Source organism: Saonia sp., assembly GCF_056326165.1.
In genome coordinates this window covers 1-13573 of the sequence record NZ_JBWFBN010000011.1, presented here as the reverse complement: position 1 = coordinate 13573, position 13573 = coordinate 1, and the positions used below count along the sequence as shown (strand labels likewise).

General features: G+C 35.1%; 9 protein-coding genes. 5 read left to right on the top strand and 4 right to left on the bottom strand.

Going from position 1 to position 13573, the window contains the following annotated elements; genetic code table 11:
• Window positions 1–12: 12 nt before the first annotated feature.
• The 4 genes from AC000W_RS10720 to AC000W_RS10705 all read right to left on the bottom strand — a co-directional run bounded on the left by AC000W_RS10720 (window position 13) and on the right by AC000W_RS10705 (window position 4310).
• Window positions 13–459, bottom strand: coding sequence for a hypothetical protein (locus tag AC000W_RS10720; protein WP_474748197.1), 447 nt, complete (start codon window positions 457–459; stop codon window positions 13–15).
• Window positions 460–611: 152 nt separating this feature from the next.
• Window positions 612–1955, bottom strand: coding sequence for a putative oxidoreductase C-terminal domain-containing protein (locus AC000W_RS10715; RefSeq protein WP_474748195.1), 1344 nt, complete (start codon window positions 1953–1955; stop codon window positions 612–614).
• Window positions 1956–1958: 3 nt separating this feature from the next.
• Window positions 1959–3332, bottom strand: coding sequence for a Gfo/Idh/MocA family protein (locus AC000W_RS10710; protein WP_474748193.1), 1374 nt, complete (start codon window positions 3330–3332; stop codon window positions 1959–1961).
• Between the two features lie 18 nt (window positions 3333–3350).
• Window positions 3351–4310 carry a DUF6807 domain-containing protein gene (locus tag AC000W_RS10705; protein WP_474748191.1) on the bottom strand — a complete coding sequence of 320 codons (960 nt, stop codon included), beginning with the start codon at window positions 4308–4310 and terminating at the stop codon, window positions 3351–3353.
• 281 nt (window positions 4311–4591) lie between these two features.
• On the opposite strand from AC000W_RS10705, the gene AC000W_RS10700 reads away from it, so the two are divergent.
• The 5 genes from AC000W_RS10700 (at window position 4592) to AC000W_RS10680 (ending at window position 13424) form a co-directional block, all read left to right on the top strand.
• The gene (locus tag AC000W_RS10700; RefSeq protein ID WP_474748189.1) at window positions 4592–5155 is read left to right on the top strand and encodes a mycothiol transferase; all 564 of its coding nucleotides are present in this window, start codon (window positions 4592–4594) and stop codon (window positions 5153–5155) included.
• 181 nt (window positions 5156–5336) lie between these two features.
• Window positions 5337–6848 (top strand): PQQ-dependent sugar dehydrogenase, encoded by a 1512-nt coding sequence (locus tag AC000W_RS10695; RefSeq protein ID WP_474748187.1) that lies wholly within the window; start codon window positions 5337–5339, stop codon window positions 6846–6848.
• Between the two features lie 240 nt (window positions 6849–7088).
• The gene (locus AC000W_RS10690; protein ID WP_474748185.1) at window positions 7089–8783 is read left to right on the top strand and encodes a leucine-rich repeat domain-containing protein; all 1695 of its coding nucleotides are present in this window, start codon (window positions 7089–7091) and stop codon (window positions 8781–8783) included.
• A 422-nt stretch (window positions 8784–9205) separates the two neighbouring features.
• A complete protein-coding gene (locus AC000W_RS10685) occupies window positions 9206–9808 on the top strand; it encodes a hypothetical protein (RefSeq protein ID WP_474748183.1) in 603 nt (200 codons plus the stop codon).
• A 448-nt stretch (window positions 9809–10256) separates the two neighbouring features.
• On the top strand, window positions 10257–13424 hold the full coding sequence (locus AC000W_RS10680; RefSeq protein ID WP_474748182.1) for an SIR2 family protein: 3168 nt from the start codon (window positions 10257–10259) through the stop codon (window positions 13422–13424).
• The last annotated feature ends 149 nt before the right edge of the window (window positions 13425–13573 follow it).

Sequence of the window (13573 nt, the reverse complement as noted above, 5' to 3'; positions counted from 1 at the left end):
ATGTGTTACATATTAATTGCTTAGGTCATCTGTACCAACCCTATCTTCAAAAAAGATAGTTCTTGTTGCACTTACTTTATTGTCAGCGGTATCAACAACTTCAAATGTTACTGTATAGGTGTCAGCAACATCTATGCTAAAATTCCTAAACACTTCTAATGATGGAGTAGTTACTCTGGTGATCTCCTTTTCATAATGTACTTCTGTACCACTGCTATTTACCACAGTAATAGAAATCCAATCTACGGTTACATCATCTCTTCCCCAAAAATGAAAATCGGCTTGTCTATTTAGACCTTCACTGGTATAATAAACATCATTGTCATTTGGTGATATTACTTCAATTGTAGGTGGTTTACTAGCTTCACTGAACGGGTCTTCGGTTGCTCTTGTACAGTTGGTAAATGCTAATAAGATTAGGGCTCCTGTAATAAATACATTCAATTTACTTTTTTTCATGACTTTATAATTTGCATTATTAATTGGTGTGCAAATTAGAATGCAATGCTTAAAATAAAGTCAGGGTATTCTCTGGTTTTAAATAAATAGGGGAATACCCTTAGAACCAAATTTGATAATATAGGAGGTAGAAATTAAGAGCAATTACTGAGTTATTTAACCAATTCTGTTGCTTTAGTAGTGATGTAGTATTTGGTTACCATATTGTTCCATTCCCAATCGGGCATACTACCATTGTGCCAATATTCTATAAACTTTTCTGTTACCTGACTAAAATGTGCTTCATGTCCTACGCGATATTCATTGGGTACCATTACTTGCCATCCTTTAGAAGTTTCTTTTAATGATATTCCAGGGTATTTATTAGACAAAGTTTCAAATGTTTCCATAACCAACTCACCATTAAAATTTTCCCCAACAGGTTCTATATAAAGTGTAGGCTTAAAATTTTGTTCTGCACCCTGTCTTATCACTAAATTAGCTTTAGTTCCCCGTATGATGGAAAAGTGTGTGTCACCACCACCTTTGGGTGCCTTATAGTCCCATATCACCGAAACGCGAGCATGCAAATCTTTTATTTTAAAATTGATTTCACCATTACAATTCACATTTAGGGTATCATTTTTAATGTCTTTTTCTAAATAGTTTGGAAAAGAAGTATTGGTAACTTGTTGAAACTGTTCCGAGGACAATCTTGTTGGCCATAAGGAAGATTTATCCACACTAATATCCAAAGTATCCAGTATTTGTTCCGGAAAACACTGCCATTGCACTAAATCTACCAAATGCGTAGTAACATCAACTAGGCCATTACCTTCTTGCTCAACATCAAAAAACCATGGTGGACGCACAAGAGCATTACCAGAAACATATTTAAAAAAATGATGAACACTTTCTTTGGTAATTGCGGGATTATCGGGGCTTCCTTTTTCCATTTTGCCAAAAATCTCAGGAATTTGAGTAAGCTCACGCTGTAAGATTGAAGTTATCTCATACCTTTCGGTCATAATATCATACAGTAAAACATTTTTCTCCTTTGATTTCTTAAGAGTTTCCAATAATAGCTTGTACCCATTGCGATTAATGGCCATGGGTTTGTCCGCCAACACATTTATATCAGCTTCAATGGCTTGGCTTATGTATTCCGTTTTCTTTTGGTTGTTGCCAGCAAGTACCAGAACATTTCCCCTTTTTTCGGCGAGCATTTTTTTCCAGAAATCTGGGCCTCGGTACACTTCACTATTCCATTGCGTAGGGTTTTCAGTCCTTGTGTTAAATCCTTTAATTCGGTTAAGGTGCAAATCCACATCATCTCCATCTGGAGCGTAAATATGAACGGTAGAATCCACAAGGTCATACATGTTTTTTTGAACTAAAGCTGCATGAAAATGTCCTGGATCAACAGTAACCAATTTTATGGTTTCCTGAACAGGTTGCTTTTGTTTTTCACTGCATGAAATAAATGCAAGCAAAATGAATGCATAAAATCTATTCATAAATTACACCAGTTTGTACGGTTCACGTTGCTCAAAAGATAATAAAGCATTGGCTTCCTTGTCTTTTTTAAATTTCTCTTTTTTAGGATCCCAATATAATTTTCTATCCAATTTCATGGCAATATGGTGCAATAAGCAAGCAGAACAAGACCTGTGGGCTTCTTCCACTGGAGCAATAGGCTGTTTTCTAGATTTTATAGCGTCTAACCAATTTCTATGGTGGTTCTCACTTACAGGGAGCAGTATTCCAGTCGCGGGGTTAATAGGAGAATTAATAATACTAGGGTTGCTAGCTTCAAGAGGTTTTACTCCTTCCTCATTGGCTACAGGATCAGAAGCAGTAACTTTATAATCGCCACGGGTAACAAAAACCCAACCTTCGGTTCCTTCAAATTTCACACCATTTGGTGCCGTGTTAGAGACAATCATTTCGACTCCATTTTCATAAAGAGCATGTGTTTTAAATTCCCCATGAACATTCCATAAGCCGGAAGTTGGGAATTCTGCATCTCCCCAAATCTCAATGGGTCCAGTACGAGTGGTATCCATTCCCCAATGTGCAGAATCTATATGGTGAGAACCCCAACCTGTAATCATACCAGCACCAAATTGTTGACAACGTAGCCAACCGGGACGGCCATAACCCACCTGAGGATGCACTCTTTTTTCGGTGTAATAAGCTTTTGGGGTAGGGCCTAACCACATATCGTAATTTAAATTTTCTGGAATTGGCAATTCAGGCTCTTCTTCACCAGACGGATCCCCTGGCAAGCCTACATAGACTTTTTTAAGTTCCCCAATACGACCATTTCTAACTATTTCAGCAGCGAATCTCCACTGATTACTTGATCGTTGTTGGCTTCCAATTTGAAAAATAACTCCAGATTTTTGAACTTCATCACTCAAAAACCTACCATCACTAATAGTTAGCGAAGCTGGTTTTTGCATAAAAATATCCTTGCCAGCTCTTGCAAAATCAACCCCTAGTTTTGCATGCCAGTGGTCCGGAGTACTAATTAATACAGCATCAATATCATCTTTGTTTAAAAGCTCTCGGTAATCTGTATACTGGGCAGCTTTGCTATATTCTTTCCCATACTTTTTAAAGTAGTGGTTGTCTACCAATTGTGCTCCTTCCAATGCACGCTTGGCATCTAAATCGCAGACCGCTACCAATTGCACATCATCATGAGCTAATACTTGCGGCATATCCATAATACGAGAAATTCTCCCCGCTCCAATGGCTGCAATGTTAATTCGGTTACTTGGTGCATTTTTACCAAATACACTGGCAGGAACAATGTTGGGAACTGCAATGGTAGCAACAGTTGCCGCGCTTGTTTTTTTAAGGAAACTTCTTCTATTTATTTGCGTCATGTTGTATGGGTTGTTTGATTATTCAGATTTTATAAATTCTTGCCAGTATTGCTCGGATTTATCTTTATCCAATTTTCCGTCAAATACGACAAGTTGATAGTTTAAGGTATAGGTGTTGCCAGGTTCAAAGAGCCAGTCGGTATTTTTTGTGGTACAAAAACAGGCAAAAACGTCTCCACGGTCATATTGATCTATAGGCCAGATTCTTAGGGGTTCGGGGTGATTAAAATTATTAGGGTTGGATAGCATAAGCGCACCACCATAATCATCACCTAGAGCACCTTGCACCAAACACCAACGGGCGGTACTGCCATCGGCCTCAATTCTAGATTTACCTTCAGAGGTCAATACCTCACTGTTTTTATTGTTCCATTCTTCGGTTGCCCGCCAACCAAAACCAGCGTAGCGGTATTCTAAAATTAAAAAGGGTTTATCGGTAGCACATTCGTATGTAAAAGTTAGGTCAACTGTATACGTTGATGGGTCTTCGCCTGGAGTAATTTTTACAGTTTGCCACTCGTTTAGCGCCACTTCGTTTTTACTATCCTTAAGAACTACATGCTCATGTAGGGCCGTATACCCATCATCTGTTATTTCTTTAAATTTTGCAAACCTAACCGTTCCTTCCTTTTTTTTAAGGTTCCAAAAATCTATGGTATCACCATCATAAAGTGTATGCGTCCATGGATTCCATATACCATAATGGTGGTAGTGGTCTTCTGGTTGTATTCGTGTTAAGATTTTCCCTTTTGGAGTTCGTAGCGGGTGTATATAACCACTTCGCTGATATGCGGAGTCTACGCCTGCTGGTGGGTATTCGGTTTCAAATTTGTATCCCAGAATAGCTTGTTCTGCAAGCTTAACCAATAAGGTTCCATCTTTTTTTTCTGTTTTCAGTAACGATTTTTCATTTTTGGTCTCTTCACAGGCCGCTAAAAATAGAACACAAAGTATAAAAAGTGATTTTTTAAAATACATAGGTAATTTATTTCGCAATCGATTGCGTATTCAATGTTAATGTAATTTCATGGGAAAAGCAAATGATTAATTAATGTTAACAATTGATATTTAGGTATTTGAATAATATATCATATAAAATATTCAGTGTATTGATTTATGCGATGTTAAAATTTTATCAAAAGGCCTTTTAATTATTGATATTCTTATTTAATCAATTACCTTCTACAGAATAATGAATGACCAGAAATTTTAACTTTGAATATCCTTCCATATCAATATATTAATTTGAACATGATACTATGAAATCTCTGAAAACAAAAATCACATTTTTATTGCTTTTACTACCAATAATCCTGTTGAACGCTCAAGGGGAGCTAAAATCAGTTGAGGGCTATTCGCCAAATATTGGCACAATGGTCTATATGTTGGAAGACTTAAAAGATAGAATTACACAACAAGTTAAGGACTTAGACCAATCACAAGTTGATTTCTTGTATGATGCTAATGCCAATAGCATAGGATCATTGATTATGCATTTGGTGTCCACGGAATCGTATTATCAGATTGCAACATTGAAAGGTCGAGAATGGACAGAAGATGAATTAAATAGATTTGGTATTGCAGGAGAACTTAACGAAGAAGTAAAAAGTATTCTTAAAGGTGAACCGATTAGGTATTATTTGGATTTATGGGATGAAGTCCGTGAAAAAACCTTGCATGGACTCAAAACCAAAGATGATGTTTGGTTCTCCTCGAATATAGAAGAGGGATTAAACTACCACTATATCTGGTATCACGTGATGGAACATTCGGCAAATCATATGGGGCAAATTGCAACCATAAAGAACCGATTGCCTAAATAATTACGAGAATGTTCATTTAAAAATTTCTTTACAACATTAAAACTTTAGTAGAAGTGAAGTAAGAAATTAACAAGCACTTAGCACTAGTCTACTTATATCCAATACCATCTAGACTTCCCAGTCGAATAATTTATTTTATTAATGAACGTTATGATTATATAAAGTTGATATACAAATTGTTATGCATACAATTACCTCAAATCTGTCTTCTGAAAGTACGTTCAAATTAAAGTACGTAAGCAAATGGTTGAAAACTACTGCGCAATTTGTGATGCTGTGTTTTATGCTCATATTGTTGGGCTGCAGTAACTCGCAGGATCCCGAGCCGCCCGAAGAAGAAATAGATCCGAACAATGAAGTGGTTGAACCACAAGATGTGGCCTTAATCTATAGGAACCAATGCGGAGGTTGTCATGGACAAGATTTGGCCTCATTTGTTGAACGGGATTGGACTTATGGCAATTCTGTGGAAGATATTATAGAATCTATAACCGATGGGTATTCTGGCAATGGTATGCCAGCGTACGTTTCTAACTTAAGTACACAAGAAATAGAGGATTTGTCCAACTATATACTTACCGAGATCGATGGAAAAACCAAAGCGATGTTGGAGGAGGACAACCCAGATTTGTCTGGTTTGATTATATCCGATGACCTTAGCTTCCGATTGGAAACCATTACAGATGGGATTCCTGGCATTCCCTGGGGGATAGCGCAATTGCCCAATGGTGATATTTTGGTGACCGAACGTGGAGGAAGACTGTTTTTGGTAAGTACTGATAAGCAATTAACAGAAATTAATGGTGTTCCAACTGTTGCTTCGGAAGGGCAGGGTGGATTGTTGGATGTGCTCATACATCCAGATTTTGAAAACAATTCATTTGTTTATCTATCCTATTCCCGTGTCAACCCCGATAATTCATCTGAACGGACTACGGCAGTAGCAAGGGCTAGACTAGAAGGGAACAACTTAGTTGAAGTGGAGAACATATTTACGGCACTTCCGTATCTCAATAGTTCTCACCATTATGGTTCCAGACTTGAATTTGATAATGAAGGTTATTTATATGTTTCCGTTGGGGATCGTGGATATAGGGATGTGTACCCTCAGGAATTGGACAATTCCATTGGTAAAATACACCGTATCCATGACGATGGCGAGGTTCCTACCAATAATCCTTTTTATAATACTGCAGGAGCGGTTAATTCAATCTTTACTTACGGTACACGTAACCCGCAAGGAATGACCCTGCATCCAGAAACTGGAGCAATTTGGGAAGGCGAACATGGACCTCAGGGAGGTGATGAGATTAATCTATTGGAAGCAGGGAACAACAATGGTTGGCCCATAATTTCATACGGTATCAATTATGATGGCACCTCATTTACTGACCTTACGGAATTGGATGGCATGGAACAGCCTATACATTACTGGACTCCTTCCATTGCTCCCTGTGGTATGACATTTGTGTCAGGAGATTTTTATGGAAATTGGAAAAATGACCTATTCGTTGGCTCTCTAAAATTTGAATACCTCCATCGTTTAAAGATGAATGGCAATGAGGTCATTGGCCACGAAGAACTATTGAATGGTATTGGTAGGGTTCGTGATGCGCATATGGGTATAGATGGTTATCTGTATCTTGCAGTTGAGGGTCCTGGCAGAGTAATACGCCTTATACCGGAGCAATAGGATGTACCTAGTCCTGAGTGAAGTCGAAAGGATAGGAGGGGAGGGAAACCGAACCTAACTGGGGTTCATGAATTCCAATGTTCAAAATTACTAGCGATGAATAAATGTGTGTGGGATGAAATATTACCGAAATAAACGGGAAATTAACTGTTAGACATACTCATATTTAGAAAAATATTGTTTCTTTATTATCAGAATAACCAATTTAAAATTGATTTTTTCTTTGACCATTATCATTTTATGAAGACATCGTTCTATCTTTTATTATTATTATTAATAGTTTCATGTTCCGAAGAATCCGAATCAGAAATTATACCAGATTCTCAACCAGAGGTTATTGAACCAGAACCATCTCAAGGAATACAGGTATTTCGTATAGATTTAAAAGAGCTTTCAGCAAAAATAAATGTAAGTGAACAAAAAAATCTAGAACCCGCCTTTGCCCTTGTGAGCATAAACGATGGTGAAGGATCTACGATTCTCACAAGAGAGAAGATTGTTTTGACTAAAGTAGGTGACAGCTATATTACTGCTGACATTTCTTTAGAAGCTGGCACTTATATATTGGTAGAATTTATTGTAACCGATGAAAATGATGTGGTCATTTCTATAGCTCCGAAAGAAGATTCGGTTTTAGCTCAATTTGCTAGTAATCCTTTACCATTTGATTTTGTGGTCTCGCCGGACGAAACGAAGGAAACGGCTACGGAAAATATCAACGCAGCGGGGTATACTTCCGTTGATTTTGGTTATACAGGATTAAGTTTAACGTTTCCTGAAAACACAGATTTCTTTAGTATAACCGTAGATGATTCAAATGTGCTCACAACAAAAACTCTAAATTTAAAATCAATTACCGGTTCTACCTACCTAGTTGACTGGGGAGATGGAACCATTGAAGAATATGTATCTACAATCACTGATTCAGGTATTGAAAATACTATAATACATACCTATACTGAAAAAGGTGTGTATTCAATAAGCGTCAGTGGTTCCATAGAGGCCATTGATTTTCTAGATTTTAATAGTAATGATCAAGAGAACAATTGGCAAAGCAATCTCGCTTCCATAGATATTACAAAATTGACCTTGCTCAAATCATGTCAATTGTATTCTGGAAAACTTACAACTTTGAATACCTCCGAAAATGAGGCCTTAGAATTTCTAGGCCTTGGTTATAATCAGGTTTCGAGTTTAGATTTTACCAACAATCCAAATTTGAAAACAGTATGGTTACGGTACAACCAATTGACGATGTTAGACGTTTCCCAAAATCCAAATATGGAATTTCTTTGGGTAGATGGCAATGAAATCTCGAAGCTTGACCTTACAAATAATTCAAAATTAAAGGTGGTATTGGCGAGGGAAAACAACTTAACCAGTGTAGATTTTTTCGGTAATTTAGATTTGGAACGGTTCGATGTAGCGAATAATGCAATAGCGTCTATTGACATTTCTTCAAATCTGGCCTTAACAGAAATTAATATAGGAGCAAATAATCTTCAAAGTATAGACTTGTCAAAAAACACAAATCTCGTTCGTGTCGATTTGTACATGAACCAATTGACTACTATTGACGTATCTGGTAATTTAAAGTTGAAAGATATATATATTGAAAATAATAATTTGATAGACATAGATGTTTCAACAAATATTGACTTGGAACGACTTTACATTAAGAACAACAATTTTAACACTTTAGATATTTCACTTAATACCAAACTAACGCATTTAAACATTGGGGACAATCAATTTAATGAAACTGAGATAGATCAAATAATTAATCTAATGTATGACCAAATAGTTTTTGATGCTATTATGAACGGATATATTAATTATTTAAACAATCCAGGAACTTCTGCTGTTTCTGATACTACCGTTTCAAAAATAAATGACTTAATTATAAATTATAATTGGTCTTTCAATAATGGTTAAAAGTATATAGAAAAGGTCTACTAGACTTTTTTTAGCGAATGAGCCAGGTGGCGCTTTGGCAAACTACAGTTTCTTCAAAAATTTTTATTCCAGAAGTTTCTTTACAATGTTAACACTCTTTTCCAATATGATGGAGTAGTGGAATAAAAGTGTGTAAAATGATTTGTTATAATACTCCCTAATTGATTTTCATAAGCAATAATAATTTAATAGTTATTGGTGGGTTGAAAGACCTACTAAATCAATTCATCCATACTATTTAACAGTTCGGTAATTCGTATTAAATTTTTATTGCAAGTTGAAAGATGTTTGTGGCATAAAACATAATACCATTAGTAATTATTAACTAATGAATATTTAATTAAAAACAAAAATCATCGATTAAAACAATCAAAAAACAATCAATCATGAAATCAATTAAAATGAAAACAATCAAAAAACAAATTTTATTAAAAATGGCTTGTGTTGCCTTTGCATTAGTATCTAGTGTAACATACGCACAAAACACAAACCCAGAAACAACAACGCAAAGAGAAGGTTTTATCTTTGAATTTGTAGTAGGTGGTGGCATTATTAGTTTAGAAGATAGTGCAGGTATTCAAACGTTTGATAAATCTCAAGGAACGTTCGTTTTTCCAGATTTAAAATTTGGCTATATGTTAAACGAAAGACTCGCCGCTACTATAGCTATGCCTGGAAACATATACAAATTTGAGGATAACGACAGGCATTTCGGAGGTATTATTCCATCCCTACAATATTGGGTAAAAGATCGCTGGTGGATTCATGGTGGTATTGGTTTAGCAATAGATTCGCCAGCATTATATGACATTAAAGACAATGTAAATGACGATTGGAACTTTGGTTGTGCTGTTATGGCAAGTACTGGGCACGAAATTTATAAGAAGAAAAACTTTGCGCTTAACATACAGTCTAAATTAGTGCTAGGTCGTGCGTCTTTAAATGGAGATGCACATAGAGATGCAGCAATTTTTAATGTAGGATTAGGATTTAGCTGGTTCTAAATCGGTAGGCGTTTAACCCACCATAAGTAATTGCGTATAAAAGTAAATGCGAGGGTATTTACTTTTATACGCAATTTTAGTTTTAGCAGTGGCTAAAACTAAAACATAAAATGTAATATAATGTTGTGCGTGGCGCCTGTCCCGAACTTGTTTCGGGATAATTTGAGCTTTGGTTGCGGCATAAAAATAAAGATTAAGAATTTTTCTTTTTTGAGCGAGATGGTGCGCGGGTAAAGTTGTTACCATCTTCTTTGTTTTTTTCTTTTTAAAAACTTTCTCCTTAAAAAGGTAATGGAATACTTATTATAAGACCCGACGGTAGGAGGGGAGTGTAATGTGTGTGTGGAAAGGCATTTAATGTTAATAGTTAATAATAAACTTTAAGGGTTGTAATTAATAATTTGCAGTTTTATTATTATTTTTCTCACAATTAACATTGACCTTAAATATGGAGCACATTCTCAATTTAGACGACCAAAGCGAACAGTTAAATCAATTGTTCCTTAAAATAGCTCAGGGAAATTCAATATTGTTTTTAGGGGCAGGAGCCTCAGTTGGAGAAAAAAAGTATCTCAGCAAAGAGGTTATTGAATATTATGAAAATTACTTGGGTAATGAATACGGTGAACCAGACATTACAAAATTCGTAGATATGCTTTCCGCCGATCCTAATTTTGATAGGAATCATTTTGATGGTGAGGTGGTCAAAATGTTAAATAAATACAAAGTTTCTGAAGGACATCTAACTATGGCTTCTATTCCATGGAGAGAGATAATAACTACCAATTACGATTTGCTAGTCGAAAAGGCATTTGATGAGGTAAAAGATAGTCCAAATCATGTCTTTGATTTAGTGCCAATAAGAAATCATAAGGATTACCATTTCAGGACTAGTAACTCCGAAATCAAGTATGTTAAACTAAATGGCTGTTTATCGGATAAAAGAAAGTACCCTTTTGTCTTTTCTACAGATGATTTTAAGCAAAGTGGTAAATTTTATAAAGTTGTATTAAATGATTTGAAAGACCCCTCGGACCAAATATCATTTATTTCAATGGGGTATTCTTTTAGTGATTCGTTTGGTAAAAAATTGTTAGACAAATTTGATTCGTATAATTTTCGAGAGAGAAGATGGATCTATAACGTAGATCCTTTTCCAAATGAAAACGCACTGCATTACTACAGACAAAATAGAGTCTGTATAATCAAGGCGTCATTTCAAGATTTCTTCAAGGCCTATCAAAAATGGAATGAGGCTCAATTAGGGGCGGTAGTACGAAGAAAAAGAATTTCTTTCACAAATAGCGAGGATTCCAGAATTCAAATTCCGCATCGACTTTCAATTAATTTAGAAAACAGTATAAAGCAATTAAATTCAGAGAATAAACACCACTATATAAAGGATGTTGATTTTTACAAGGGCGAAGAGCCTAATTATGATATAATTAGACGTGGAGTAGATGTAATTAAAAAGGATTTATTTGAAAAAGTGAAAGAACAGATCGAAGAAAATATTAACGGCACAAAGGATCTTTTTTTACCAATTTTCTTTTTAACTGGAGAATTCGGAATAGGAAAATCAACATTTGCACTTAGACTGATTAATGAACTTACGAAAATCAAAGAATTAGGACTTATCGCTTTTGAAGTGTTAGACTTTTTAAAGCTTAGAAAAGAAGATTTAATAAGCTTAATCAATGCTAGCAATTCCAAAAACATTTTACTGTTCTGTGATGAGTTAGAAGTAGAAAGCTCTTTCAAATCAATGCTAGATTTGAGAAGGGAGTTGAGTATAGAACAGTTCAATGATTTTAATGTTTTCTTTTTAGTGCCTATAAGAGAAAATATTTTAGAAAAGTACAAATTACAGCGAGAGCTTAAAACCTCAATAGAAATTAAAGTTAACGCCGAGTTCGCAGATGAAGAAAGTGATGAACTTTTAACAAAGTTGAAGAATGTTGGATTAGTTGATTATCGTGATCAGGCTGAAAAGAATGAACTTCTCAAAACAATCAAAAACTTATATAATAATGATTCATTCATTTCATTATTGCAGTTGGTAACCAATGGAAGACATATAAATGACTTATTTAGCGCTTATAATGAATTGTCAAATGAAGGTCAAAAGGCATTCCTGTATACAGCCTTGTTACATCAGTTTAAGCTTTTGATGCCCGCCAACTGGTTAAGAAGTATAATTTCTTTAGATTGGACGCAATTTATTGATAAGGTAGTTAAGGCTGAAGGCAAGGGAATTCTTATCCAAGAAAGTATCAATGCCTATGGGACTGAACCTGATTTATTTTTCAGAACAAAACATCCAATTATAGCTACGGCTCTCATTAATCTAATCGAACCAAATAGGGATAAACAATATAGGTTATTCGAAAAAATGTTTCATTCATTAGACATGAGCACATCTAGTTCATACCTAATAAATAACTTACTAAAGACATTTGTTCGGGCTGGTTATTATTCTGAATCAAAAATTGATAAACTACATGATTATGCTTATTCAAAGCTATCAGATGACCCGCATTTCCTTCTTAATTATTCGATGAATCTTCAAAGGCGAAGGACAAAGGTATCGCTAAAAAAAGCTCTTGATATTCTAATATATGCAGAGTCGTTATTGGAGTACCGCAATCATCGTTTTATACACAGAAGGGCTGTTATTAATTTTGATATGGCAAAATTTTTGTTCGAAGAAGAAAAAGAAATTAGGGGTATTACTACTATTTATCTAAATGAAGCCAAAGAACTTTTTCATGTAAAGCAATTGTTAGACCCTTTCTCAGCATACAGTTATGCGGATTACATTAGGTTGTTAATATGGGAAATGAAAAAGATGAATTTTGAAGAAGAAGATGAAATTATCCAAAGAATTCAAATTGATGAATTATTTGAGTTAGCTGAAAATACGGTTACCGAAGAAATCGACAGGATATTAGAGCTAAAAACCAACTATATTTCTAACGTTCGCCATACTATTACCCTTTCAGAGTACAAGGATTACCTGACTGATTTATATTCAGACTCGACTTTAAGGCCATACGCGTGTATTCTTCTTTATAATTTTTATGATGAGAACCATGAGAAGTATTTGGACTGGAAAGACAAGTGTTTGGATTATATAAAGGAAATGTCAAATTATACAGACAATAACGAAGTAGTCAAATTTTTAGCCAAACATTATGGGCAAAGATTGTATGACCCTAATAATAGGATTAAATTTTTTAGGTTGTGTAAACGGCACACTTTCTTAGAAAAGGAAATCCCATTAAGATTTCATTATTTTAATTTCATTGCAGAAACTTATGACCTTAATTTTGATCATGGAAAAAGTGCTCTTAAGCAAATAAAAAAGAGATATAACAGCCTGAACCCTATATTTCATTATGTTTGGTCAGACCCAGATAATGAAGAAGTTATTTTCGAAGGAATTGTTACACCTTGGTACAGAACTAAATTCAAAGCAGTCAAAATAAAAAAATATCAACAGTTCATCCAACTTGTAAAAGGAGATTACAGAAATCTCAATCTAAACACACCAGTTAAGGTCAAAATTCATTTTTATCTTTATGGTTTAAAAGCTGAAATAGTTAAAACGGAGTAAGCGCGGCCTAAGAGAATTTTGGCAAAACAATAGGGGATAGGAGCGTTAAGAACTTTAGGGGGCTGGTACTACATTTTCTTAGACGCTAAAATATTCCAAAAAGTTGAAAGCAGTCTTAAGAAGTTAGAATGGATCCTAAAATTTAGTGA